Here is a 24,714-nt window from a genome sequence, read left to right as displayed (position 1 = left end):
GTTTACCTCGCGTTGCCAACCGGGGATTCCGGCTGCAGCTTCAGGTACAGGTAGAAGAGCACCAGGGTGATCGCCACCAGCAGTGCGGCAGCGGCGCTGGCCAGGCCCCAGTTGAGGAACGACTGCACCTGCTGGATGATGAATTCAGGCAGCATCATGTTCTGCGCGCCCCCCAGCAGCGCCGGGGTGACGTAGTAACCGAGCGACATCACGAACACCATCAGCGCACCGGAGAACAGCCCCGAGCGGCACAGCGGCAGGAACACCTTCCAGAAGTTGGTCCACGGGCTGGCGCCACAGATCGAACCTGCCTGCAGCACCATCGGGTCGATGGCGTGCATGGTCGCCTGCAGTGGCAGCACGATGAACGGGATCATGATGTAGCTCATGCCGATTACCACGCCGGTGAGGTTGTGCACCATTTCCAGCGGGGCATCGATGATGCCCATGGCCATCAACGCCTTATTGATCACGCCCGAGCTCTGCAGCAGCACCAGCCACGAGTAGGTGCGCGCCAGCAGGCTGGTCCACATCGACAGCAGCACGATGTTCAACAGCCAACGGCCCCAGCCCTTGGGCACCAGGGTGATCGCCCAGGCCAGCGGGAAGCCCAGCAGCACGCTGATCAGGGTCACCACGCCGGCCACGGAAAAGGTGTTGAACAGCACACGTGCGTAGGCCGAGTTGGCAAACAGCTGCTCGTAGTTACCCAGCCCAGGGGTGGGTTCCAGCACCCCGCGCAGCAGCAGGCCGACCAGCGGGGCGAAGAAGAACACGCCAAGGAACAGCAAGGCGGGTAGCAGGTTGCGGCTGCCTTTCCAGCGCTGGCTCAGGCTTGCGCGGCGCGGGGTGGTGCCCGGGGCGCCGGCACCCGTGGGGGTACCTTGCGCATTGTGCAGGGCGTTGATGGCGACTTTCATTTGACCAACCACTCATTCCAGCGGGCCGCGATGGCTTGACCGTTCTTGGCCCAGTAGGCGAAGTCGAGGGTGACCTGGTCCTGGGCGTAGGCAGTTGGCAGGTTTGGCGCGAGGTCTTTGTCCAGTTTGGCCACGCTGTCGACGTTGACCGGCGCGTAGGCGGTCTTGTTGGCGAATTCGGCCTGGCCCTCGGCGCTGCTGGCGTTGGCCAGGAATTTCATGGCCGCTTCCTTGTTCTTGGCGCCTTTGGGGATGACCAGGAAGTCGGCCATGACCAGGTTCTGCTTCCAGCTCACGCCCACCGGTGCACCGTCTTGCTGCAGGGCGTAGACACGGCCATTCCAGAACTGGCCGAGCGAGGCTTCACCCGAGGCCAGCAACTGCTGCGACTGGGCGCCACCGCCCCACCAGACGATGTCTTGCTTGATGGTGTCGAGCTTCTTGAAGGCGCGGTCCAGGTCCAGCGGGTACAGCTTGTCGGGGGCTACGCCGTCGGCCAGCAGGGCCAGTTCCAGCACGCCGGGGCTGGGCCATTTGTACAGGGCTCGCTTGCCGGGGTAGGCCTTGGTGTCGAACAGCGCGGTCCAGTCCACCGGCTTGTTGGCCCCGAGCTTGCCTTCGTTGTAGCCGAGCACGAAGGAGAAGAAGAATGAACCGACGCCATGGTCGGAGACGAAGCGTGGGTCGATCTTGTCGCGCTTGATCTGGTTGAAGTCGAGGGGTTCGAGCAGGCCTTCGCTGGCGGCACGCAGGGCAAAGTCGGCTTCGACGTCGACCACGTCCCACTGCACGTTACCGCTCTCGACCATGGCCTTGAGCTTGCCGTAGTCGGTGGGACCGTCCTGCACAACCTTGATGTTCGTGGCTTTGGTGAACGGTACTGCCCACGCTTCTTTCTGGGCGTCCTGGGTCGTACCGCCCCAGCTGACGAAGTTGAGGCTGTCGGCGGCCTGGGCGGCCTGACATGCCAGGGTCAGCAGGCTGGCAGACAGCACTGCGGTTACACGTTTGCTTAACAGCATGGTTACGCCCTCGTTGCTTTTGTTATTCGAGGCGGGGCTTTTGGTGCGCCCGCCAACAGTGTTCGGGGAGCAGCTAAAACAAAGTGTTCTGGTGGCCGTTTTTAATTGTAGGTGCCGGCCTGTAGATTCAAGGTCTACGGGATATCATATTATGGTATTCCAAGATTTTGGCAAGAGGTATGGGGCGACCGGCCATCACTCCGCCCTGTCAAAAGCACCAAGGGCCCTGTAGGAGCGGGTTCACCCGCGAATGCGATGGTGACGCCACCGACGCATTCGCGGGTGAACCCGCTCCTACAGAGCCTCGATAAATCAGTTGCTGATGTTGCTTTTAGCTTGCAATCCCGGGTTCGAAGGGGATGCTCTGCACCACCTCCAGCTCATAGCCCGCCAGCCCCGCGTATTTCAGCGGTGGCCCCAGGTGACGCAGCTTGCCCACGCCAAGGTCCTGGAGGATCTGCGCCCCGGTGCCCACTTCGGAATACACCTTGGACTGGCCACGTTGATAGGGCCGCACAGGGTGGGTCAGTTGTGGCACGCGCTCAAGCAGGGCCTGGGAGGATTCGTGGTTGGCCAGGATCACCACCACGCCAGTACCTTCATCGGCCACCTTCTGCAGCGCCGCCCACAGCGTCCAGTTGGCGGGGCCGGCGTATTCGGCACCCACGAGGTCGCGCAGCGGGTCGATCACATGCACCCGCACCAGGGTCGGCTGTTCGCGGCGAATGTCGCCCATGACCATGGCCATGTGCACACCACCTTCGATGCGGTCTTCATAGGTGACCAGGCGGAAGGTGCCATGCACCGTCGGCAGCTCGCGCTCGCCGATGCGCTTGATGGTCTGCTCGGTGCTCAGGCGGTAGTGGATCAGGTCGGCGATGGTGCCAATCTTGATGCCATGCCGGGCGGCAAACACTTCCAGGTCGGGGCGTCGAGCCATGGTGCCGTCGTCGTTCAGCACTTCAACGATGACCGAGGCCGGGCTGAAGCCGGCCAGGCGTGCCAGGTCGCAGCCTGCTTCGGTGTGGCCGGCACGGGTCAGCACGCCGCCTTCGCGGGCGCGCAGGGGGAAGATGTGGCCAGGTTGCACCAGGTCTTCGGGGCGGGCGTTGGGGGCCATGGCCGCTGCCACGGTGCGTGCCCGGTCAGCGGCAGAAATGCCGGTGGTGACCCCGGTGGCTGCCTCGATCGACACGGTGAACGCGGTGCTGAACACGCTACCGTTGGCCGGAACCATCTGCTCCAGGCCCAGGCGCTGGCAGTGATCGTCGGTCAAGGTCAGGCAGATCAGCCCGCGCGCCTCGCGAGCCATGAAGTTGATGGCCTGGGCGTCGCAGCGCTCGGCAGCGATCAGCAGATCGCCTTCGTTTTCCCGGTCCTCGTCATCCACCAGCAGGACCATCTTGCCTTGCCGGTAGTCCTCGAGAAGTTCCTCGATGGTGTTGAAAGCCATGGTGCACGCTCACTGTGGTGGGGTGAATTTTATGGTATACCATCATACACAAATATCACCGTAACAGGAGAGCTGCACATGAAGGCCTACTGGATAGCCCATGTGGACGTGACCGACCCCGAGCAATACCAGCAGTACACCCAGCGCGCCCCGGCAGCCTTCAAGGCATTCGGCGGTCGCTTCCTGGCCCGTGGCGGGCGTAGCGAGGCGATGGAAGGGAGGGCTACGCCTCAGCGTAGTGTGGTGATCGAGTTCGATTCGTACGAGCAGGCCGTCGCCTGTTACCGCTCCGCGCTGTATCAGGAGGCATGCAGCCATCGCCAAGGAGTGGCGAAGGCTGAGGTGATCATTGTGGAGGGGTTTGAGCCCTGAGCAGGATTTGCCGGCCCTTTCGCGGGTAAACCCGCTCCTACACAGGCCACCACAGAATTTGACGGTTGTGGTGGCTGTGTAGGAGCGGGTTTACCCGCGAAAGGGCCGGACCTGCCGCACCGATGGCAGATTCATTGAAGCCTGCGGGCCGTTTCCGCAAATAGAAGCAAAAGACCCGCCCAGGCGGGTCTATTGCTCATTGCCTCACTGCAGATGCACTTTAAGTTCGTTGCCCGCCTGCCGCAGCGCCGCCTTTACTGCCGGCACTTGGCTCAACGGGTTGAGCAGCCCATAGTCATGAATCATTCCGTTGTAGCGCACCGAGGTTACTGTCACGCCCGCCGCATTCAACTTGCGGGCATACGCCTCACCTTCATCCCGAAGCACATCGAACTCAGCCGTTTGCACCAGGGCCGGTGGCAAGCCCTTCAGCTGTTCGGCGGACGCCCGCAGCGGCGAGGCGTAGATCTGCGCCCGCGCCTTTGCATCAACGGTGTAGTTGTTCCAGAACCACTTCATCATCCCGGTGGTCAGGAAGTGTCCTTCGGCAAACTGCTTGTACGACGCTGTCTCGAAGCTGGCATCGGTCACCGGCCACAGCAGCAGCTGGAAGCGCAGGGCAGGGGTGCCGGCCTCTTTGGCCTTGAGTGCAACCACCGCCGCCATGTTGCCGCCAACGCTGTTGCCGGCTACAGCCAGGCGCTTGCCATCCACGCCGATCTCCTTGCCATGCTCGGCCACCCAGCGAGTCGCGGCGTAGGCCTGGTTGATCGCCGTCGGGTAGTGCGCTTCCGGTGAGGGGGTGTAGTCCACATAGACCGCCACCGCACCCGAGCCGACTACCAGGTCGCGGATCAGTCGCTGGTGGGTCGGGAAGTCGCCCAGCACCCAACCGCCGCCGTGGAAGAACATGAACACCGGCAGATCACCTTTGACATTAGTCGGGCGCACCACTTGCAGCTTGATCGATTGGCCATTGGCCTGAATCGTGCGTTCCTTCACCTCGACCCCCGAGAGGTCGACCTTCACCGAAGCCTGGGCGCCGGTCAGTACCGCGCGGGCGTCTTTTGGTGTGAGCTGTTCCAGCGGCTTGCCACCCCCTTTCTCCAGGGCTTCGAGGAAGGCCTGGGTGTGTTGTTCGACACCAGGGCTGCCTGCGGCGAAGGCACTGGAAACGGACAGGGCCAAGAGGGAGGTGGTGAGGGCTTTGTGGACAATGTTCATGGGCGAATCCTTTTCTGTGCAAGTGTTGGTAGTGGGCGTCTTGCCTGGCCTGAGGGGCCATCGCTGCGACTTGTGCGTAGATTAGGCAGATGCACTTGTGGGAAAAAGCCGCTATAAAGTGTTTGACTGTCAGCTAGAGCGAGACAATGAACCCTTACGAAGACATGCGGATCTTTGCCCAGGTGATGGAGGCCGGTAGTTTCACCGCTGCCGCCGACCGACTGGGCATGTCCAAGCAATCGGTCAGTCGGCGTCTGATGCAGCTTGAAGAGCGCCTGGGCGTGCGCCTGCTCAACCGCTCCACCCGGCGCCTCGATGCCACGCCACTGGGGCAGCACTACTACCAGTCGGCCCTGCGCCTGCTGGGTGAAGTGCAGCAGGTCGAACACGACATCAGCGGCCAGGCCCAGGTCTTGCGCGGCACCTTGCGCCTCAGCGCGCCGCTGTCGTTTGCCATGGCGCACCTGGGCTGCCTGCTGACCGAGTTTCTGCAGCTGCACCCCCAGGTTGATGTGGAGGTAGACCTGAGCGACCGCGCTGTGGACCTGATTGGTGAAGGCTATGACCTGGCGCTGCGGATTGGTGCACTGGAGGACTCCAGCCTGATCGCCCGGCGTATCGCCAGTGTCGAGCGGGTCTACTGTGCGAGCCCGGCGTATTTGCAAGCACGGGGAGTGCCGGGAAAACCGGATGAGCTCGCCGCGCATGATTGCCTGCCTTATGGGCATTCGCGGCAGGTGCAGTGGCAATTTCACAAAGGTGGCAAAACCCAGGCAATTCAGGTGACCGGACGCATGCGGGCGAACAATGGCGAGTTGCTGCGGGGGGCTGCGATTGCCGGGATGGGGGTCACTTATCTGCCGACCTTTATCGTTGGGCAGGCGTTGGCGGAGGGGCAACTGGTGACGGTTCTGGATGAGTGGCGCCCGCCCGCGCTGCAGCTGTCGGCGGTGTATCCGCAGCACCGGCAGGTCGCGCGGCCGGTGCAGGGTTTTGTCAGCTTCCTGCGCGCGCGGCTGGCGCAGCTCTGACCGTCGGTACAGGCTATGCTTGCCCTATGAGTACACCCGTTCCTTTACGCCAACCTTGCCCCCCTGGCGCCTGCGTCTGCGGCCGCGAGCAACTGGCCGACCATCCGCAGGCCGCCCAGCGCATCCTCTTGCTGACCCGGCAGGAAGAAAAACGCCTGCTCGAACGCCTGGAAAACCTGAAGGACCTGGAAGACCTTCAACGTCTGCAGCAGCGCCTGTACGAAAACCTCGGCATCCGCGTGCACATCGCCCCCGGTTACAACGAGGTACGGACCATGCGCGGCATCGTCATCGAACTGGACGATCAGCCCGGGCTGTGCCGCAAGACCCGGCAGTCTATCCCGGCGGCGATCCGGCGCGGGCTGGAGCGTAATCCGCAGGTTGCGTTCCGGTTGCTCGATACGCACGACCTGTTGCGTGATACCTGAGGGTTAATACCGGCATCGGCCGTGGCCACATGGGGCGCGTCAATTCCGTTAATTTTTACAGCGCTTGCTACGTCTACTTGAAAGCCACCCTGCGCCAGGCGCGCAGCGGCATCATCATTTAAGGAGACAGGCAATGACTTCCGTTTTCGACCGCGACGATATCCAGTTCCAGGTAGTGGTCAACCACGAAGAGCAATACTCGATCTGGCCCGACTACAAAGCCATCCCCAATGGCTGGCGTGCCGTGGGCAAAAGCGGCCTGAAGAAGGAATGCCTGGCCTACATCGATGAAGTCTGGACCGACATGCGCCCGCTGAGCCTGCGCCAGAAAATGGCCGAAGCTGCCGCCCAGTGACCGTGCTGAACCTGCTGTGCCTGCCGTACTCCGGGGCCAGCGCCATGGTCTACAGCCGCTGGCGGCGCAAGCTGCCGGCATGGTTGCAGGTGCGCCCGGTAGAGTTGCCTGGGCGGGGCGCGCGCATGGCCGAGTCGCTGCACACCGACATGCAAGTGCTGGCTCGGCAACTGGCCAGCGAGCAGCGACTGGCGGCAAGCGCTCCTTATGCGCTGCTCGGCCACAGCCTGGGTGCACTGCTGGCCTTCGAGCTGGCCCATGAGCTGCAGGCATTGGGCTGCCCGGCGCCGCTGGCCTTGTTCGCCTGCGGCACCGCGGCACCTACCCGGCGTGAGGACTACGACGGCAACAACTGGCGCGAGCCCAAGAGCGACGCCGAGCTGATCAGCGAGTTGCGCGCGCTACAAGGCACGCCTGAGGAAGTGCTGGCCAACGCTGAGCTGATGAGCCTGACCCTTCCGACCTTGCGCGCGGATTTTCTGTTGTGCGGCACTTACACATACCGGCAGCGGCCGGCGTTGCAGTGCCCACTGCATGTGCTGGGTGGCGTGGATGACCGGGCCAGCGATGAGCAACTGCAGGCATGGCGCTGTGAAACTCACGGCGCGTTCTCGCTGCAGATGTTCCCGGGTGGCCATTTCTTCATCCATGAGCAGGAAGACCGTGTGCTCGCTGCGCTGACCGCGTCGCTGCAGCCGCTTCGGCTGTCTGCCTGATTGACGACACCGCTTGCCTGGGGGAGGCTAGGGTTTTCCCAGGCAAGAGGCAGACAATGCTGATCGATCCACTCAAGGCCACGCTACTGGTCGTCGACATCCAGGAAAAGCTGATCGGTGCCATGAGCGACCCCGAAGGCACTCGGGCACGGGCCCGTTGGTTGCTGGCGGCGACTGCCGAGCTGGCGCTGCCGACGGTAATTTCCGAGCAGTACCCCAAAGGCCTGGGTCATACCCTGGCCGAACTGCTGGCCGCAGCGCCGGCAGCCGAAGTGGTGGAAAAAAGTCACTTTTCCTGCGTGGCTGCCGAGTGCCTGCCAGCCAGTTTGATGGCGCGTGAGCAAGTGATCGTCTGCGGCATGGAAACCCATGTTTGCGTGCTGCAGACCGTGCTCGGCCTGTTGGCGCTGGGCAAGCAAGTGTTCGTGGTCGAGGATGCCTGCGACAGCCGCAGCCCGGCCAGCAAGGCCGCAGGCCTGGCGCGCATGCGTGCCGCCGGCGCGCAGTTGGTGACCCGCGAGATGGTGTTGTTCGAGTTGATGGGCAGTGCCGGGCACCCGCAGTTCCGCCACATCAGCAAAACCTATCTGGTCGGTGAACAGCCCTGAACGGCCGGTTACTGGCCATTTCGGTGATGGCCCTGGTGCTGTTGCAAGGCTGTGCCGGGCGCCGCGAAGAAGCGCCCGAAGCGGACCCGGCGAAAGTCCGTGCGCAGCTGTTGCGGCTGTTACCCGCCCAGGTCAAGGACCGCGAGGGTTGGGCCAAGGATATCCAGGCAGCCTTCGAAGCCCAGCGCATAGCGCCCAGTAAAAGCAACCTGTGCGCAGTGCTGGCGGTGACCGAACAGGAGTCGACCTTCACTGCGGACCCACAGGTGCCCAACCTTGGGCGCATCGCCCGCCAGGAGATCGACCGCCGCGCTGCGCGCCTGCATATTCCCAAACTGCTGGTCGACGGTGCGCTGAAGACGCCGTCGGGCAACGGCAAGAGCTACCAGCAGCGGTTGCAGACGGTGCGCAGCGAAAAGCAGTTGAGTGAACTGTACGACGAAGTCGTTGAACGCGTGCCGCTGGGCAAGACCTTGCTGGACGGGCTGAATCCGGTGCAGACCGGCGGGCCGATGCAGGTCAGCATCGACTTCGCCGAAAAGCATGCAAGGGATTACCCCTACAGCCATGAAGGCACAATTCGCCAGGAAGTGTTCAGCCGGCGCGGCGGCATGTACTTTGGTATTGCCCACCTGTTGGGCTACCCGGCCAACTACGAGCGCCAGCTTTACCGTTTCGCCGATTTCAACGCGGGCTGGTACGCCAGCCGCAATGCGGCATTCCAGGCGGCGTTGAGCAAGGTCACGGGGGTGAAGTTGGCACTGGACGGCGACCTGGTGGCGCCGGGGGCGATCATGCCGGGGACCACCGAACTGGCCGCGCGCAAGCTGGGGGTGAAGCTGGGGCTGCGTAACCCGCAGATCCGAAGCCAGCTGGAGGAGGCTGACAGCCTGGCGTTCGAGGACAGCAAGCTGTACAGCGGGGTGTTTGCCCTGGCAGATGCCAAAGCCGGCAAACCGGTGCCCCGCGCAGTGCTACCGGGCATCGAGCTGAAGAGCCCGAAGATTACCCGCAAGCTGACCACGGCCTGGTTTGCCGGGCGGGTGGATGAGCGTTATCAGCGGTGCATGAAGCGTTAGCCTGGCAGCAACCGTTAAACGGGTTTACCCGCGAATACGGTGGCAGCGGCAACGGTGATCGGCGGGTGGAGATTGGCCAGCAGGCCCGGCCCTTTCGCGGGTGAACCCGCTCCTACGAGCCCCCGATGCGTGTGTAGGAGCGGGTTTACCCGCGAATACGGTGGCGGCGGCAACGGTGAACGGCGGGTGGAGATTGGCCAGCAGGCCCGGCCCTTTCGCGGGTGAACCCGCTCCTACGAGCCCCTGATGCGTGTGTAGGAGCAGGTTTACCCGCGAATATGGTGGCGGCGGCAACGGTGAACGGCGGGTGGAAATTGGCCAGCAGGTCCGGCCCTTTCGCGGGTGAACCCGCTCCTACGAGCCCCCGATGCGTGTGTAATCGATGGACTCGCCCCCGCCGAGGCATCACAGTGCCACGGTGGTGTTCGAAGAAGCCAACGGCAGCGAGGGCGAGACCATGAAAAAGCATAGTTCGAAACACGATTCCCTGTCTTCCACTGATGTGGAGCTTTGCACAACCATCTGCGTAGACCTGGCCAAACAGGTCTTCCAATTAGCAGGCGAGGACGCTACTGGTCGGGTGATCTACGAAGATCGCATCAAATCCCGCCAAGCGTTCCACGATTTCCTGCTCAGGCTGCCAACGACCGTGGCCGTCTTGATGGAGTGCGGTCCAGGTGCACAAGCCTGGGCCAGACTGCTGCAGGCCAAAGGTAATCCGGTTCGCATCCTGCCGGCGCAACGTGTCGCCGAACATCGCAGCGGTGCTAAGAACGATCGTAACGACTGCTATGCCATTTTGCGTGCCGGTCGCGATACGAGCATCGCTTCGATACCGATCAAGAGCACCACAGCACTGGCTATTCAAGCGCTGCACCGTATCCGGCGCGGTAACATCAAGCGACATACCGCGCTGGGTAATCAGATCCGTGGTTTGCTACTCGAGCATGGCGTATCCATGCCCCAGGGCGATGCCGCGATCAATAAGCATGTGCCTCAGGCGCTTGAGGATGCTTCCTTGCCTCTACCCGACCTGTTGCGCGAGTTGCTCGATGAGTTGCTGATGGACTGGTTGTCTCTAGGTGAACGCATAACGGCGCTGAGCCGCCGGCTCGAAGCGACTGCCCAAGAGGATAAAGTCGCTCAGCGACTGATCACCATTCGTGGCGTCGGCCCTATCATTGCCACGGCGATCGTGGCGAAACAGACCGACCCCAGCCGCTTCGCCAGTGGCCGAATGTATTCCGCCTTCTTCGGTATCGTGCCCGATCAGCACAGCAGCGGAAACAAAATCAGATTGGGCAAGATGAGCAAGCGCGGTGACGGCTACATACGCAGCCTGATGATCCAGGGCGCGCATGCTGTCTTGAGTCAGTTAAGGCCTGATTCCGATCAGCCAGATGATCGCCGCCTCTTGCGCTGGCTATCCCGCCTTGGGCGCAAGGAGGCGGCGATCAGGCTGGCTAATCGAAATCTGCGGATTATCTGGGCCCTGTTACAGAGCGATCAGGTTTACCAACGCAAACCGAACGAAAAACCGGAGGCGGCTATGAGCCTCTGACCAACCGGGTAATGCCACCGGGGCGCTAGGCGCTCCAACCCCTGCTAGTGAACATTGACCCTAGGTAAGACCGTCGCAGACCGATGCCTCCGCTCCTACAGGCCTGATAGTGGCCTCCATGTAAACGGCACACTGCGAGCTCACCACGATGTTGGCCAGAAGCAAAAAGCTTCCTCGAACAGGCCTGATACATAGATGCAACCGGGTTCCTATGTTCAAAAAAGCAGCTAGACAGTGTGGGCGAGTCCATACATAGGAGCGGGTTTACCCGCGAATATGGTGGCGGCGGCAACGGTGAACGGCGGGTGGAGATTGGCCAGCAGGTCCGGCCCATTCGCGGGTTAACCCGCTCCTACGAACCACCGGTGCGTGTCCACTGCAGCCGCTCGGGCCTGTCCGATCAGCGCTCGCCCAGTGCCCCAACCACCTGGTCAACGCTGGCCTCGAGCCCCGCAATTGCATCCTCAGGGTCACTCTCCACCACCACCAGCCTGGCCCCGGCCGCCTTGATCACCTCGGCCACTGCCGCGTCCGGCTGACGATGGTCCAGCACCAGCGCCACGTCCTGCGCCTTCAGGTTATCCCCCAGCGCCTTTAGTGCGGCCGCATCCCAATCGGCCGGCAGTGGCTGCTCGACCGCATCGAGGTTCAACCCGTTGACCAGATAGCCCAGCCGCTCCGACAGGCTCACCACCGTCAGGTTGTCGACTTTGGCCAGCCGCGTCTGGCTGCTGGCCGAAAGCTCCAGCAATTGGCGCTTGAGCCCTGCCAGGTTGCCCTGGATCTTTGCCTTGTCGTCCGGCGCCAGGCGCTCCAGGTCATTGGCCACCACGTCAGCCATGCGCCCGAGGTTGGTCGGGTTGAGCCAGGGGTAAGCGTCATAGGCATCGTCACCGCTCACCGCAATGCCCGGCAGGGCACCATCCACCGGTCGTGCGGCATCGATCTCGACAATGCGGATATTGCTGCGCCGAGCCATCGGGTACAGCGGGTCGTCACGCCAGATCGAACGCACGGCGATCACCGCATCTGCCTGCTGGGCGGCCTTGTGCAGGCCTGCGCCGCCACGCCCACTGAAATACGACGGCTGGCGGCTGGCAGGCAGGTTGGCCGGTGCCGCCCGCTGGAGCTGCACCGCAGTGCCTTCGAGCAAGGCGCTGGCCAGGCTGTGGGTGACCGGCAGGGTCGTCAGCACTTGCGTGGCGAAAGACAGGGACGGTAGGCCGGCCAGTGCCAGCGCCAGAGTCAGGTGTTTGAAGTTCATGCCGGATTTCCTTGCAGGCGGGGAACGAGCGCGCGGGCCAGGGCGGCCAGGGCAAAGCAGATGCCGGCGACCAGGATGATCGCGGCCCCTGACGGCACCGGCAGATCGAAAACGATCGGTAGCAGGATGCCGAACAGGGTACTGATGGTGGCAATCAGCACCGACAGGAAGAAAAAGCCCTTGAGCGACTGGCTGACCAGGCGAGCGGCGGCGGCCGGGATGACCAGCAGTGCACCGACCAGGATGGCCCCGATCACCTTCACCGCAGCCACGGTCACCAATGTCACCAGCACAACGAACAGATAGTCCAGGGTCTTAACCGCCACCCCGCGCACAGCCGCCAGCTGCGGATTGAAACTGGCCAGCATGATGCGGTTGTACAGCGGCAGCGCCAAGGCCAGCACCAGCACTGCGACGATGCCCAGCACGACCAGGTCCTGGGCGCTAACGGTCAGCACCGAGCCGAACAGCACGTTTTCGAGGATGTGCACGTTGATCTTGCCCGCCAGCATCAGCAGCAGGCTGGCGCCCAGCGCCAGCGACACCGACAGGAACACGCCAATCAGTGTGTCCGGCGACAGCCCGGTACGGTTGCGCAGGAAGTTGAGCAGGATGCCGAACAGCAGGCAGTAGCCGAACAGGCTGCCGTAAGGGCCGGTATAGGGCTCACCCAGCAGGATACCGATGGCCACGCCGGTCAGCGCCGCATGGCCCACCGCTTCGGAGAAGAACGCAAAGCGCTTGACCACCACCAAGGTGCCCAGGCCACCCAACACCGGGCCGATCATCAGGCCGGCCAACAGGGCGTTGACCACGAAGCCGTAGGCCAACGCCTCGGGCAGATAGCCGGCAGTGGCCCAGTCCTGGACCGTTTGGCGAAAGATTTCAAAACTCATCAGGCAAGGCTCTCGCTACGCGGGTGAACGGAGAACAGGCCGAGCAGGCGCTCCGGGGTCAGGGCCTGGGCAGGCGGCGCATCGAACAGCACCTGGCGGTTCAGGCCTGTTACCCGGTCCGCCAGGCGCAACACGGCTTCCAGGTCATGCTCGATCCATAGAACGGTAGTGCCGGCCTGGCGCCAGCCCTGCAATAACTGTTCGAACACCTGGATTCCGGCTTCATCGAGGGCCGACATCGGTTCGTCCAGCACCAGCAATTGCGGCTCGGGGATCAGGCCCTGGGCCAGCAGCACGCGCTGGCGCTCACCGCCGGACAGTGCCCCCATGCGCCGCGTGCGCTTGTCGAGCATGCCAACCTTTACCAGGGCTGCATCAATGGCCGGCTTCACGCGCCGCGACAAGCCGAGGAAGGCCGGGCGGCGCTGGCACATGGCGGCCATGAAATCGTCCACGGTCATGGGCAGGCCGCGGTCGAACTCCAGTGCCTGCGGCACGTAGCCAATCACTTCGCGCTCACCTGGCCAATGCAAGGTCAGCTGGCCCTGGTGTGGCATCTGCCCGAGCAGGGTTTTGATCAACGAGCTCTTGCCACCGCCGTTGGGGCCGACGATGGCGTGCACGCTGCCTGCTGCCACGCTGAAACTGACCTGTTCGAGGATGCGCGTGCGCCCCAAGGTCAGATCGATGCCAGTGAACTCGATGCGCGGCCCGCAGGCTGTCGCCAGCTTGGCGGCAGCGGTCATGCGCGGTTCTCCTGAATGGCGCGGACCACCGTGTCGAGGTTGCGCTTCATTTCCACCTCGTACTTGTCCTTGGTGTACTCGCCGTAGGAGATATGCGTCAACGGATACAAGCGCACACCGGACTCACGCTGAATGGTTTCGACATAGGCCGACGGGAAGTCCATTTCCGAGAAAATCACCCGCACGTCCAGCGCCTTGAGCTGGTCGATGGTCTTTTTCAGCTGCGCCGGGCTGGGCTCGATGCCATGGGCCGGCTCGACGACAGCGGTCACCTCCAGGCCGAAGTCGCGCACCAGGTAGTCATAGGCGGCATGAATGGTAGCGACCCGGAACGTTGCGCCAGGGGCTTCGGTGACCTTGGCCAGGGCCTCGGCACGCAGGGCACGTAGGCGCTTGGCGTAGGCACGGGCGTTCTGCGTGTAAAGCTTGGCGTTGTCCGGGTCGAGCTTGCCCAGTTCACGGGCGATGTTGTTCACCTGGGCGATGGTGGTGCTGATCGACAGAAAGGTGTGCGGGTTGACCACCTTGCCGGCACCGCGCGCGGCGATGCCAGTGGCCGCCAGCAGCGGCACGTTCTGATTGGCTTCGATAGTGGCGATGTCGGGTTTTTCGCTGGTGGCGATCATGCGGTCTGCGAAATCGTCATGGCCAACACCGTTGAGCACCACCACGTCCAGCGTGCCGATGCGCTTGATGTCCTCGGCCCGCGGCTCGTAGGCGTGCGGGTTGAAGCCCGCCGGAATCAGGGGAACCACCTCGGCCTTGTCGCCGACAATATTGCTCACGTAGCTGTAGTAGGGGTGCAGGGTGATGCCGATTCGCAGCGGCTTGCTGTTATCGGCCAGGGCCATTGCCGGCAGGGCAAGGGACAGGAGCAGGGCGAGGGCGGAGCGAAACATGGGCGGGTCCTTGGGTTCAGTGACGGTGTTCGCGGGTAACACCGGCGTCGTAGTGGCTGACCACCTGCTGCCAGCCAGCGGCGATCAGGGCGGCCTGGCCGAGGTCGTCCGGGATCACGGCGGCGCTGTCGCGGCGCAGCCAGACATCGGCTTGGCCTGTGCTGTCGGGTGGCAGGATCAGCAGCAGGCTGCCGGCAACTTCCGGGGCCTGGCTGCGACCCAGGTAGGCGCCGGGTTCCAGCCATGACCATTGGTGGCCGCCACGGCTCTGGCTGCCGGCATCGACCACGAACGGCGGCAGGCCTTCTTCGGCCAGGGCCTTTACGCTGGGCGTGACGGCGTTTTCTTCGCGCAGTAGCTGGATCTCGTCGAAGGCTACCCGCAGGTCGGTGTACAGGCCTTGTTCGGCGGCGGTGAGGTCGCGGCGGGCGTCGATCTGGTGGCTGGCGATGGCCTGTTCGTCCTCGCGCTCACCGCGCAGCAGCACCACGCTGGCGGCGAGCACCACGATCAGCAGGCTTGCCAGCAGCACGTACAGGGTTTCGTGCCCGGCACCAGCCGGGCGAATGACTTGGGCGCGGCTCATGGTTGGGCGATATCGGCGTAGTCCACTTCCACCACGTGCCCGGGGCCGGCATCGAACAGCACATAGAATTCGCCGTCCGGGCGCTTGAAGGTCAGCGTCGAGTCGTCGCCAAGCTTGCCGCCGACCAGCACCTGTTCGTCATAACCGATCACGTCCAGGGTCACCCCGGGGGCACCGCTGCCGTCCGAGAAACCGCCGGTGCACTTGACCTGGCCGTTGGCCAGCTCCTCGCATTCGCACATCGGGTTGTGCGCCAGCGCCGGGCTGGCAGCCAGTATCAGGAAGGGCAGCGTCAGGGTGCGCATCAGGTATTTCATTTGTTGCCTCCTTGTTTCTCGAGCCATGCAACGGTGGCTGGCGATGCCTTGGCCAGGGGGATCGACGCCTGGTGCATGCTGCCGTCCCAGCCTTCCAGGGTGATCCAGATGTGCGCATCGGGTTTGGTGCGCGGCGGGATCGGCAACGAGGTGCCCATGTTGTACGGTGCACCGAAGAAAATGGTGCCGGCGGCGCGCAGGCTGCGTGGCTTGCCGATGCGCAGGTAGGCGGCCTTGACGTCCTTTATGCAGGCCTTGCACAACGCTGCATTGAACGATTTGAAGTAGCCGGCCGGGCCGTCGGCGCGTGGCGCCTCGTCACGCAGTTCGGCAAGGTCGAGGCTGTAGGGGCCGACCTGGATGTCACTGATCACGTTGGCGCCAAGGCCCGCCTCGCCGCGGAACAGCCTGGCGTCGGCGAAGTACTTGGGCATGAAGCCCAGCGGGATGAGGATCAGCAGGATGTTCAGATGAAAACGCCACTTCAGCCAAAGCTGCTTCAGCGGGCTGGCGGGCAGGGCCTGGCTCATGAGTGGATCTCCACGGTGGTTTCACTGTGTGCCGCACGTGGAGCGCGCTCGCTGCGCTTGAGGGCCGCGGCGGTGGCCTGGGCGGTGCGTTTGGTCCAGATCAGCAGGCCGCTGAGCACCATCAGGGTCAGGATCAGGCCGAAGAAGAACCACACCAGCTTGATCGGCAAACCGCCAAAGTCGCCGGTGTGCAGCGGGCGCATGGACTCGGTGACGAACTCCAGCGCCGAACGGTCGCTGATCAGGAACTGGCTGTCGACATTGCGTGTGTACGGATTCACCGAAGCACTCTGGAACATCAACGGGTACCAGCCCGGGCCAGACAGCGTGACGTGGCTGTAGGCAGTGGCGGGGAGCGAGATGGAGGTCACTTCCAGCCCTGGGATCGCCAGACCGGCAAGGCGTGCCGCCTCATCCAGGTCGATGCGCGAGGCGGGGCTGCCATCTGGCGTTTGTGGCACTTCCTCACGGGCGATCACCGGCACGATGGGCTGGCTGGAAAGGGTGATGTGGTTGTCAGACAGGATCGCCTGGATCAGGAACCAGGTGCCGGTGACGGAAATGACCGCAATGAACCAGATTGACCACACCCCGGACAGACGGTGCAGGTCACCCCAGAAAATTCGCGAACCATGGCCGGTACGCACGGGTTTGAAAAAGCCTTTCCAGAACTTCTTGTAAACCACCAGGCCGGTGACCAACGAGGCCAGCATCGGCAGGCCGAGCAGCGATACCAGATACCAGCCCCAGCTGAAACCGTTGGTGAACGGCACCAGCCACCAGCCGTGCAGGGCGCGGGTGAAGGCTTCGAAGTTGAAGTCTGGGGTCCTGCCCTGAATGGTTCCGGTGTAGGGGTTTACATACAGCGTCGGGCTGGTGCCGTCAGGCAGCGTGACATTGGCTTTTACCGCGAAGTGCGAACCATCCGGCTGGCTCAGGCGCTCCACCACCATGTCCGGCTCGGCCTTGTTCAAGGCCTCCAGTACCTGCTGAAAGCTCATGCGCTCGGTGTCCGCGTCTGGCTTGTTGGCGCGCACCGCCGGATCGGCGAGCCAGACGATTTCCTGACTGACCACGGCGAGCATGCCGGTGAAGCAGACGATCAGGACAAAGAACCAGATCGGCAAGGCGAGCCAGCTGTGGACCAGGAACCACAGCCTGGATTTGGATTTTTTCGGTGATTTGGCCATCAGACGGTCTTCTGCTATTGGTGGTCGAGCGTGTGCCAACCAAAGAGTGCTGTACTGATAAGGACGAATGAGAATTGAAAACCTGCAGGTTAAAATGAAACTAAATGTTTCAAAGCACAAAAACCGGACTGCGCACGAGGCATCAGTCCGGCCTTGATGGCGGGTTGCAGAGGGGTCAGGCGCGGGTCAGCGCCACTGCTGCTTGGGGTTTTTCGTGCAGCTGCTCCAGATCCTGGTACAGCGCTCGGCCAATTTCCGCAGCGCGGGTTGGCAGGACCGAAAGCAGGGTGTCACTCAGGCCGTGGCTGCTTTCGCAGAAGCCCTGCAGGTACACCGAGGCTTGCAGGTCGGGGCTGGCCAGTACGCGGTAGTTGCGGTCGACGCTGAAGTCCTCCAGGTAATCGGCCAGCGGCGCCAGCAATTCACGGTGCGAGCGGCGCTCGTAACCGGTGGCGAGGATAACGGCATCGTAGCGGTGGGTTTGCTGCTGGCCGGTGGCGAGGTCGCGCAGAGTCAGTTCCAGGCCTTCGCGGGTGGCCACCACCGCTTCCACCTGGCGCCGGCACAGCACATTGTGGCGGTGCTGATGGGCAACCTTCTGCCGGTAGAGGATGCCGTAGATGCGCTCGATCAGGTTGAGGTCGACCACCGAGTAGTTGGTGTTGTGGTATTCGCCCAGCAGCTTGCTGCGCTGGTCGGCCGGTTCGTTGTAGACCAGGTCGGTATAGTCGGGCGAGAAGATCTCATTGACGAAGGGGCTGTCGTCGGCGGGCTTGAGGGCCGAGCCGCGCAGAATCATGTCGACCTTGACTGACGGATAGCTGTCGTTGAGGTCGATGAATGCCTCGGCGGCGCTCTGGCCTGAGCCGATCACGGCAATGCGCATGGGCTTGCCAGCCGTGCACGGCAGTTTGGTCAGGCTGCTCAGGTACTGCGAGTGGTGGAACACTCGCGGGTCGTCCTTGAAGGCGCCGAAGTTTTCCGGAATTTTCGGTGTGCCACCGCTGCCCACCACCACCGAGCGGGTGGGGCGGCTGTATTCGCGGCCTTGTCTGTCACGCGTGATTACGCACAGGTGTTGGACCCGGCCTGCATGCACGTGCGGTTCGATGCGCAACACTTCCTGCCCATACACCGCCTGGGAGGTGAAATGCTCGGCGGCCCAGCGCAGGTAGTCGTTGTACTCCAGGCGGCAGGGGTAAAAGGTGCCGAGGTTGATGAAGTCGGCCAGGCGCTGCTTCTGGTGCAGGTAGTTGACGAAGCTGTACGGGCTGGTCGGGGTGCGCAGCGACACCAGGTCCTTGAGGAACGAGATCTGCAACTCGCTCTGGGTAGCCAAGGTCTCGCCGTGCCAGTGGTAGTCTTGCTGCTTGTCGATGAACAGTGCGTCGAGCGCATGGCCCCGGGATTCGGCGAGTTCTTCCAGGGCGATGGCCAAGGCCAGGTTGGAGGGGCCGAAGCCCACGCCGATCATGTCTTTGATGGTTTCCTGCTGTGAGGACTGGCTCATGGCTGCGATTCCCTGAATGGTCGAATATGGACGCCCGCCGGGGCTCCGGCTCCTGCGCAAGTACATGAGTTGGAACGAGCCAGCCGAGGGGGAATTTAAGCGGGCTAAAGAACAGCGTGAGGCGGCCGATGTGTTGGTTACGGCAAGGACCAATCTTTCAGGCAGGGAATCGACATGAGCGGCATCACGGCAAGCAACCTGATGATCAATGGTGTTTCAGCGCAGACGCTGAGCGCGAATGCAGCAACCGAACGCGAACAGGCGAAACAGGCCGGTGAGGCGGTGGGGCCGTTGAGCGTCAGCAGTGACAGCATGAAGGTGTCGGTGGGTAGCCAGGCGCAATCCACCGACGCTGAAGGCAGTGGCGAATCGGGGGCTGTGAGCGAGCTGCGTCAGTTGATCAAGGATCTGCAGAAGCAACTGGCAGAAGAGCAGAAACAATTGGCGGCATTGCAGAACAGCAAGATGGACGAGGCTGCCAAGGCGGCAGCGATAGGTGCCAAGCAGGCGAGCATTGCCACCCTCAACGGGCAGATCATGGCGGCCACGGCGCAGTTGCTGGAGCTGTTGCAGCAAGAGGGCGGCAGCAGTGCGGGCGGTATGGTCAGCGCTACGGCCTGATTGGACATGCACAGGCCGCTGTAGGAGCGGGTTTACCCGCGAATGGGCCGCCCTGCTGGCCAATTTCCACCCGCCGTTCACGGTTGCCGCCGCGACCGTATTCGCGGGTAAACCCGCTCCTACACATGCACAGGCCGCTGTAGGAGCGGGTTTACCCGCGAATGGGCCGGCCCTGCGGGCCAATTTCCACCCGCCGTTCACCGTTGCCGCCGCGACTATTCGCGGGTAAACCCGCTCCTACACCTATCGAGGGTGGACACACATTGGTGATTGGGCGCAGGCCGTCGTGTAGGAGCGGGTTTACCCGCGAACACGGGCGAAGCCCGTGCTATCCACCGCGTGGTCTGTTTCGCCAACAAGCCCGCACGTTCCAGGAAATGGCGGTCATTCGGCCGCCAACCGCCCCTTGTTCTGCCGGTCGGCCTTGTATTGCATGGCCACCGCCGGTGCCGGCTTGGCGCTACCGGTTTCCAGCCATTGACGCATGCGGCTGGCATCGGCGAAGTGGGTGTACTTGCCAAAGGCATCGAGAATGACCATGGCCACCGGGCGGTTGTCCATGCGGGTCAGCAGTACCAGGCAGTGCCCGGCCTCGTTGGTGAAGCCGGTCTTGGTCAGCTTGATATCCCAGTTGCTTTTGTTCACCAGGTGGTCGGTGTTACGGAAGCCCAGGGTGTAGTTGGGCTTGCGGAAGGCGACGGTCTTTTCGCGGGTGGTCGACAGCTCGCTCAGCATGGGGTACTTGCGCGAGGCCATCAGCAGCTTGGCCAGGTCGCGGGCAGTGGATACGTTCTGCGTCGACAGGCCGGTCGGCTCAACATAGCGGGTATGGGCCATTCCCAGGCTGCGGGCTTTGGCATTCATTGCCTTGATGAACGCCGGATAGCCGCCGGGGTAGGCGTTGGCCAGGCTGTTGGCCGCACGGTTTTCCGACGACATCAGGGTAATCAGCAGGGTTTCGCGGCGGTCCAGCTGGCTGCCCAGGCGCACGCGCGAGTACACACCTTTCATTTCCGGGTTGTTGGCAATGGTCATGGTGAGCATTTCATCCATGGGCAGCTTGGCATCCAGTACCACCATCGCCGTCATCAGTTTGGTCACCGAAGCGATCGGCACCACGCGGTCGGCATGGCTTGAATACAGCTCCTGATTGCTGTTCAGGTCTATCAGCAGAGCGCTGCCCGAAGCCAGATGCAGTTTGGATGGGTCACGTTGAACCTGGGCCGGGGGTTGTGCAGCAGCAGTCGACGGAAGGGTCGCGGTACCTGTGAGCAACAGCAGCAGGCTGAGGATGGACAGGGATGTTTTCACGTTGAGGCTCACTAAAAGTTGGTATGTCGTTGGCTGTGCAAGGGTTTTCCCCCTAAAACCGATGCATTTTGGAGTATGGCTGAATTGCTGTCGAATGCCTTATGACTAAAGGGCGCAAGGTGAACGATATTTAATCCTGTACCCATTACGTTCTTTTCCAGCTTCGCCAGTTCCGTCCAATCGTTGGCAGAATTCAACCACTTGGCGTAGGTCGAGAGAAGCACCTGCACCGAGCGCCCAAGCTGCCAAGCAATGAACGCTGGATTCGTGGTGACGAGCCAGAAGGTTGGAAGATGAATGGCGACTCCGTCGAGACGCGGCGCTTCTGCTTCGAGCGGTATTGCGCGATCTCTCTGGCCCTTGCCAGTGCGCCAAGAGCCCGGCTGTTCAACATTACGGTGCGGGTGTATTTCGTCTTGGTCCGCTCCACTGCCTGCTTTTCAACCACGATCCGGCAGATGTGAGCCGTCTTTTTCTCGACGTCGACCTCATCCCAGCGCAGCGACATAATCTCGCCTGTGCGCATACCCACCCTGCGACACGCTGCTGATGACCCGATTTGCCTCAGAGGCGGTCGACCGTATCTTCAGGCCCGGTTTTCGGTACAGCAAGGCAGAGGTGCTGCTGATGGACTTGCGGCAACCCGGTGAGTTGGCAGAGGACTTGTTTGCGCTCAAGCAATGAGTGGCTGCATTCGACCTACATCTGCCTTTAAAAAAGGACAGCTAACGGCCAGAAGAGGACCGTCGAAGACATTACCTGATGGGCTGATTTGTGGAACGAGGCGGTCATCCATGTTCCGCTGCTAGCATTGATCTGAACTGAGAGATGAGCGCTGAAGATAATCCGGCACCTTCGAACACTGCGCAGGTGAAGCTAACGGGTGCAGGGCCTGGAGCAGTTATGATGCGGTCTGCAACCACAGCTACTGCACTGCTTCGATAGCGTGTGCGCCCGTCATAACCTACGGCATTTTTTTGCAGAAAGTCAGCGCTGTTCGAGGTATGAGGAACCGTGTCGAGTAGCCCAGCTCTCGCAAGTGCCAGCGTTCCACCACAGATGCCAGCAATTGTCGCTCCACTTGAACGACTAGCATGAAGAAAGTCTCGAATATCCGGAGCATCTGTACGCTCCCAGACCATTCCTCCAATCACGACAACAACGTCCGGTTTCCAGTCCAGGCATTGTTGCAAGCCACTATCGACAGTTACAGCCAATCCGCCCTGCGAGTGGAGCGGCCCTGTAACAGGTGCGAAAAACCTGACGTCGATCCCATAAAATGGAGACGCAGTTCCAGCAATGAATGCGTATTCCCAGTCAGCAAAACCCGGTGTCAGTATCAAACCCACGCGTGCCATCAGCCAGATTCCTCCATGAATGCCGATAGCGTACGGCGGCTTCAAACAGACATCAAGGTTCAGCTAGCGGTGCTCATAGAAGGAAGGATGATGTTCCCGGTCGCGATATTGGATTCAATATCGAAATTAAGAATACTGTGCTGCTGGCACCAGGGCCTTAGAGCAATTTGAAATTTGTCAAGTGTCGGCAAGCTTGATTGACTACGATTATGAGGGCGAAAGCGAAGCTGACGCATCTTAGATAACACGCAATTGACTCCAGACCGTCGGGGGCATTTAGTGAGCCCCTCAGACTTTGTCTTCAGTAAGTGACTGCTTTTGGCCGATAACTGTTCTCCACGAAGGACAACAATGGGTCGGTTAGCGCCTCTGGATTGGGTTGACCATCCTTGTCCTACCTCACATGGAGGACAAGCCATGAACGCCATTACGACCAGCAGCCATCAGCCTTGGAACAAAGGAAAATTGGTCGGGCAGAAAGCTCCGCTCCGACTGAAAGATATCTGGGCCATTCGGGTAAGGCTCCAAATCGCGGAGGAAACTCGTGATTTAGCCCTTTTCGATCTGGCCATCGATAGCAAACTACGAGCCTGCGATCTGACCAAGCTTCGCGTACGCGACGTTGCTCATGGGGAGCACGTGTCATCGCGGGCGATAGTGATGCAGCAGAAAACCCAATGTCCCGTACAGTTTGAAATTACAGAGCAAATGCGGCTGGCCCTACAGGCCTGGATACATCAAGCCCAACTCCACAGCGAGGATTGTCTTTTCCCAAGCCGGCTACACGCCTCAGTGCATCTCTCCACCCGGCAGTACGCCCGAATCGTCAAAGCGTGGATAAAGTCTATTGGGCTAGATCCTGCTATGTACGGCACCCACACGATGAGACGTACAAAGGCATCGCTGATCTATCGCAGGACAAAGAACTTGAGAGCAGTTCAGCTCCTGCTCGGCCATACAAAGCTTGAAAGCACGGTGCGATACCTGGGCATTGAAGTCGATGACGCATTGGAGATGGCAGAGCAGACGGAGGTCTGACAGCGTCCAGCGACGGTCGAGGTATGACCGTCGCGATTCGACCCATTGCAGCCGTTTAGACAAAGCAGTGGATGCCACGACCTACGCTGCTCACTGATCGGCTAAGCATAGATACTGATGTAACTGCTCTCCAAGAACCTCGAACGCCTGAGCGATCCTGTTAATTTTGCGCAGGTCATTGTGCATTGCGATCCACACCTCAACCTCAAAGCCAAAATCGTGTGGTAGCACATGTACCAGTCCGTGCGATTTTGCGATTTGAGTCGGGCAGAGCCCGAAGCCTAAGCCCGCTCTCAGAGCGGCCAGCTGAGCAAGGTGATGATCAGAGGCAATGGCGAAATGCTGGTCGGCATCGCACAGACCAGAGTCGATATACCGACGCAAATCCGCTGAGCGTCTGTCTGGCCCGATCAGCGGTCGCTGGCGCAGCGACAGCAGGGAGGTTGGGTTACCGTAGCGCTCCAGGCACCCGGCACTGGCATGGATGCCAATCTGCAAACTGCCGACACGCCGCACCGTGATATCCGCTTCATTGGGCCGCATCAGCCGCACCGCAATATCCGATTGCAGCCTGGCGATGTCTTCAAGGGCATCGCTTATGCTCAGCTCAAGTTTGAGTCCGACGTGTTCGTAATGGAAAGGGCGCAGCAGGTCGGGCAAGACTTCGACGCCAAGCAACTCGCCACAGGTCAGCCGGACTGTACCGTGATCCATCGACGCTTCAGAGCTGGCCATGCGGTTGAAGGTTTGCGCGGCCAGATCCATGGCCTCCACATGTTCGATCAGGCGCTGCGCTCCGGCAGTAGGCGTCAGTCCTTGAGGTGTGCGGGTGAACAGACTCACACCGAGAGCGTGTTCAAGACAGTCGAGGCGCCGGCGCGCAGTGGCCTGGGCGATACCCAGCAGCTTCGCCGCGCCGCTCAGGCTACCAGAGCGCAACACGGCGAGAAATACACGCTGGCTTTCCCATTCAATACCGCTCATACATTCTTGGCCAACAGTTGCTCCTAATTTGATCTTCTGCCCGAGCCCGTGAAAAGCGATCATTCGCCCACATTTTTCCGGGCGTCATTGTAAGGAACTAACGCATGAGAATCACCGGTCAGTGCCGATGTGGGCAAGTCACCCTTGAGATCGTGGCGCGGCAATTGCCGCCGCTGTATGCCTGCCACTGTTTGAACTGCCAGCGCTGGAGCGGCAGTGCGTTTGGTCTGCACATGCTGAGCGCGGCTTCGGCTGTTCAGGTGTCTGGCGAAACGGCGATCTTTGAGCATGAACACCAAGGTCAAACGTCTACCCAACATGCCTGCGGTACATGTCATACCCGGCTGTTCAACGAGACGACGGCAGCACCCGGCATGCGAGTGGTACGGGCCGGCATCCTGGAAGGGGCTGAGCGCTTCGAGCCGGTTGCGCATATCTGGACTCGGCGCAAGCAGCCATGGCTGGTGCTGCCGGGAGCAATCGCACAATGGCAGGAGAGCCCCACGCCAGAAGCATTTGCCGCCGCATTAGGGTAAGAGCTTGCTCTTCCATAAGTGAAGATGTCGCTCGCCGAGCGGCAAATTATCAGGGTTGACTACGTCCGCTTTGGGTCGATTGCAGCCGCTCACGACTGACCGCTATCGACCCATAGCTGCCCTTCGGATGGAGCGGCAGCCGGCCAAAAGCGGTCGGCC

Annotated in this window: 28 protein-coding genes and 1 pseudogene; 12 read left to right on the top strand and 17 right to left on the bottom strand. The window is 61.8% G+C overall.

Translation table 11 applies throughout. From position 1 onward, the window contains the following. Positions 1-2: 2 nt before the first annotated feature. The 3 genes from C4Q27_RS00395 to ribBA form a co-directional block, all read right to left on the bottom strand. Positions 3-920 carry an ABC transporter permease gene (locus C4Q27_RS00395; protein ID WP_010954644.1) on the bottom strand — a complete coding sequence of 306 codons (918 nt, stop codon included), beginning with the start codon at positions 918-920 and terminating at the stop codon, positions 3-5. Continuing rightward, entirely contained in the window at positions 917-1,942 is a 1,026-nt protein-coding gene (locus C4Q27_RS00390) for a polyamine ABC transporter substrate-binding protein (RefSeq protein ID WP_020190567.1), read from the bottom strand. Before C4Q27_RS00390 ends, C4Q27_RS00395 begins: the two co-directional genes overlap by 4 nt. 331 nt (positions 1,943-2,273) lie before the next feature. Continuing rightward, positions 2,274-3,395, bottom strand: a complete 1,122-nt coding sequence (gene ribBA / locus C4Q27_RS00385) for a bifunctional 3,4-dihydroxy-2-butanone-4-phosphate synthase/GTP cyclohydrolase II (protein ID WP_020193491.1) — start codon at positions 3,393-3,395, stop codon at positions 2,274-2,276. A 78-nt stretch (positions 3,396-3,473) separates the two neighbouring features. Here ribBA and C4Q27_RS00380 point away from each other — a divergent pair, with 78 nt between their 5' ends. Then, positions 3,474-3,767 carry a DUF1330 domain-containing protein gene (locus C4Q27_RS00380; RefSeq protein WP_104886215.1) on the top strand — a complete coding sequence of 98 codons (294 nt, stop codon included), beginning with the start codon at positions 3,474-3,476 and terminating at the stop codon, positions 3,765-3,767. Positions 3,768-3,971: 204 nt separating this feature from the next. Here the strand turns inward: C4Q27_RS00380 and C4Q27_RS00375 are convergent, their stop codons facing one another. Further along, the gene (locus C4Q27_RS00375; protein WP_104886214.1) at positions 3,972-4,991 is read right to left on the bottom strand and encodes an alpha/beta hydrolase; all 1,020 of its coding nucleotides are present in this window, start codon (positions 4,989-4,991) and stop codon (positions 3,972-3,974) included. Positions 4,992-5,137: 146 nt separating this feature from the next. On the opposite strand from C4Q27_RS00375, the gene C4Q27_RS00370 reads away from it, so the two are divergent. The 7 genes from C4Q27_RS00370 to C4Q27_RS00330 all read left to right on the top strand — a co-directional run bounded on the left by C4Q27_RS00370 (position 5,138) and on the right by C4Q27_RS00330 (position 10,769). After that, a complete protein-coding gene (locus tag C4Q27_RS00370; RefSeq protein ID WP_010954640.1) occupies positions 5,138-6,022 on the top strand; it encodes a LysR family transcriptional regulator in 885 nt (294 codons plus the stop codon). Positions 6,023-6,048: 26 nt separating this feature from the next. Then, positions 6,049-6,450 (top strand): hypothetical protein, encoded by a 402-nt coding sequence (locus C4Q27_RS00365; RefSeq protein WP_010954639.1) that lies wholly within the window; start codon positions 6,049-6,051, stop codon positions 6,448-6,450. A 133-nt stretch (positions 6,451-6,583) separates the two neighbouring features. Beyond that, on the top strand, positions 6,584-6,805 hold the full coding sequence (locus tag C4Q27_RS00360) for an MbtH family protein (RefSeq protein ID WP_016711157.1): 222 nt from the start codon (positions 6,584-6,586) through the stop codon (positions 6,803-6,805). Continuing rightward, entirely contained in the window at positions 6,802-7,521 is a 720-nt protein-coding gene (locus C4Q27_RS00355; RefSeq protein ID WP_104886213.1) for a thioesterase II family protein, read from the top strand. The genes C4Q27_RS00360 and C4Q27_RS00355 overlap by 4 nt, the downstream gene beginning before the upstream one ends. Before the next feature lie 56 nt (positions 7,522-7,577). Continuing rightward, entirely contained in the window at positions 7,578-8,129 is a 552-nt protein-coding gene (locus C4Q27_RS00350) for a hydrolase (RefSeq protein ID WP_064490969.1), read from the top strand. Positions 8,130-8,155: 26 nt separating this feature from the next. Then, positions 8,156-9,208, top strand: coding sequence for a DUF1615 domain-containing protein (locus tag C4Q27_RS00345; protein WP_104886212.1), 1,053 nt, complete (start codon positions 8,156-8,158; stop codon positions 9,206-9,208). 502 nt (positions 9,209-9,710) lie between these two features. Next, the gene (locus C4Q27_RS00330; protein WP_104887826.1) at positions 9,711-10,769 is read left to right on the top strand and encodes an IS110-like element ISPpu11 family transposase; all 1,059 of its coding nucleotides are present in this window, start codon (positions 9,711-9,713) and stop codon (positions 10,767-10,769) included. 400 nt (positions 10,770-11,169) lie between these two features. Here the strand turns inward: C4Q27_RS00330 and C4Q27_RS00325 are convergent, their stop codons facing one another. From C4Q27_RS00325 to C4Q27_RS00285, 9 genes are all read right to left on the bottom strand, one after another. Next, positions 11,170-12,033, bottom strand: coding sequence for a metal ABC transporter solute-binding protein, Zn/Mn family (locus tag C4Q27_RS00325; protein WP_104886210.1), 864 nt, complete (start codon positions 12,031-12,033; stop codon positions 11,170-11,172). Then, the gene (locus C4Q27_RS00320) at positions 12,030-12,929 is read right to left on the bottom strand and encodes a metal ABC transporter permease (RefSeq protein ID WP_064491487.1); all 900 of its coding nucleotides are present in this window, start codon (positions 12,927-12,929) and stop codon (positions 12,030-12,032) included. Before C4Q27_RS00320 ends, C4Q27_RS00325 begins: the two co-directional genes overlap by 4 nt. After that, positions 12,929-13,675 carry a metal ABC transporter ATP-binding protein gene (locus tag C4Q27_RS00315; RefSeq protein ID WP_020192954.1) on the bottom strand — a complete coding sequence of 249 codons (747 nt, stop codon included), beginning with the start codon at positions 13,673-13,675 and terminating at the stop codon, positions 12,929-12,931. The genes C4Q27_RS00320 and C4Q27_RS00315 overlap by 1 nt, the downstream gene beginning before the upstream one ends. Beyond that, positions 13,672-14,574, bottom strand: coding sequence for a metal ABC transporter substrate-binding protein (locus tag C4Q27_RS00310; protein ID WP_020192953.1), 903 nt, complete (start codon positions 14,572-14,574; stop codon positions 13,672-13,674). Before C4Q27_RS00310 ends, C4Q27_RS00315 begins: the two co-directional genes overlap by 4 nt. Positions 14,575-14,590: 16 nt before the next feature. Then, positions 14,591-15,160: a DUF6162 family protein gene (locus tag C4Q27_RS00305; protein WP_064491485.1), complete on the bottom strand. Its 570-nt coding sequence runs from the start codon at positions 15,158-15,160 to the stop codon at positions 14,591-14,593. Next, positions 15,157-15,477 carry a hypothetical protein gene (locus tag C4Q27_RS00300; RefSeq protein WP_020192951.1) on the bottom strand — a complete coding sequence of 107 codons (321 nt, stop codon included), beginning with the start codon at positions 15,475-15,477 and terminating at the stop codon, positions 15,157-15,159. Before C4Q27_RS00300 ends, C4Q27_RS00305 begins: the two co-directional genes overlap by 4 nt. Further along, positions 15,474-16,007, bottom strand: coding sequence for a hypothetical protein (locus C4Q27_RS00295; protein ID WP_014590504.1), 534 nt, complete (start codon positions 16,005-16,007; stop codon positions 15,474-15,476). Before C4Q27_RS00295 ends, C4Q27_RS00300 begins: the two co-directional genes overlap by 4 nt. Further along, positions 16,004-17,197, bottom strand: coding sequence for a PepSY domain-containing protein (locus C4Q27_RS00290; RefSeq protein ID WP_064491483.1), 1,194 nt, complete (start codon positions 17,195-17,197; stop codon positions 16,004-16,006). Before C4Q27_RS00290 ends, C4Q27_RS00295 begins: the two co-directional genes overlap by 4 nt. Before the next feature lie 175 nt (positions 17,198-17,372). After that, positions 17,373-18,707 (bottom strand): lysine N(6)-hydroxylase/L-ornithine N(5)-oxygenase family protein, encoded by a 1,335-nt coding sequence (locus tag C4Q27_RS00285; protein WP_010954626.1) that lies wholly within the window; start codon positions 18,705-18,707, stop codon positions 17,373-17,375. Positions 18,708-18,881: 174 nt separating this feature from the next. On the opposite strand from C4Q27_RS00285, the gene C4Q27_RS00280 reads away from it, so the two are divergent. Then, on the top strand, positions 18,882-19,328 hold the full coding sequence (locus C4Q27_RS00280) for a hypothetical protein (protein ID WP_020192949.1): 447 nt from the start codon (positions 18,882-18,884) through the stop codon (positions 19,326-19,328). A 384-nt stretch (positions 19,329-19,712) separates the two neighbouring features. On the opposite strand, the gene pbpG is transcribed toward C4Q27_RS00280, so the two are convergent. Together pbpG and C4Q27_RS29580 are read right to left on the bottom strand one after the other, a co-directional pair. Continuing rightward, positions 19,713-20,639 carry a D-alanyl-D-alanine endopeptidase gene (gene pbpG, locus C4Q27_RS00270; RefSeq protein WP_010954624.1) on the bottom strand — a complete coding sequence of 309 codons (927 nt, stop codon included), beginning with the start codon at positions 20,637-20,639 and terminating at the stop codon, positions 19,713-19,715. Between the two features lie 193 nt (positions 20,640-20,832). Next, positions 20,833-21,147, bottom strand: coding sequence for a hypothetical protein (locus C4Q27_RS29580; RefSeq protein ID WP_231114308.1), 315 nt, complete (start codon positions 21,145-21,147; stop codon positions 20,833-20,835). A gap of 17 nt (positions 21,148-21,164) precedes the next feature. On the opposite strand from C4Q27_RS29580, the pseudogene C4Q27_RS29575 reads away from it, so the two are divergent. Next, a pseudogene (locus C4Q27_RS29575) lies at positions 21,165-21,320 on the top strand (DNA polymerase V subunit UmuC); the annotation flags it as partial. 107 nt (positions 21,321-21,427) lie between these two features. Here C4Q27_RS29575 and C4Q27_RS00260 read toward each other — a convergent pair. Beyond that, on the bottom strand, positions 21,428-21,997 hold the full coding sequence (locus C4Q27_RS00260) for a DJ-1/PfpI family protein (protein WP_081273290.1): 570 nt from the start codon (positions 21,995-21,997) through the stop codon (positions 21,428-21,430). 417 nt (positions 21,998-22,414) lie between these two features. Between C4Q27_RS00260 and C4Q27_RS00255 the strand changes: the two genes are divergently transcribed. Beyond that, positions 22,415-23,035, top strand: a complete 621-nt coding sequence (locus tag C4Q27_RS00255; RefSeq protein WP_104886209.1) for a tyrosine-type recombinase/integrase — start codon at positions 22,415-22,417, stop codon at positions 23,033-23,035. Positions 23,036-23,125: 90 nt separating this feature from the next. Here the strand turns inward: C4Q27_RS00255 and C4Q27_RS00250 are convergent, their stop codons facing one another. Beyond that, positions 23,126-24,082, bottom strand: coding sequence for a LysR family transcriptional regulator (locus C4Q27_RS00250; RefSeq protein WP_104886208.1), 957 nt, complete (start codon positions 24,080-24,082; stop codon positions 23,126-23,128). A gap of 41 nt (positions 24,083-24,123) precedes the next feature. On the opposite strand from C4Q27_RS00250, the gene C4Q27_RS00245 reads away from it, so the two are divergent. Then, positions 24,124-24,555 (top strand): GFA family protein, encoded by a 432-nt coding sequence (locus C4Q27_RS00245; protein WP_012051932.1) that lies wholly within the window; start codon positions 24,124-24,126, stop codon positions 24,553-24,555. Positions 24,556-24,714: the final 159 nt, after the last annotated feature.

Origin of the sequence: Pseudomonas sp. SWI36, assembly GCF_002948105.1 — a bacterium.
In the GTDB taxonomy this organism is placed as follows: Bacteria; Pseudomonadota; Gammaproteobacteria; order Pseudomonadales; family Pseudomonadaceae; genus Aquipseudomonas; species Aquipseudomonas alloputida.
This window is presented reverse-complemented; position numbering and strand designations above follow the sequence as displayed.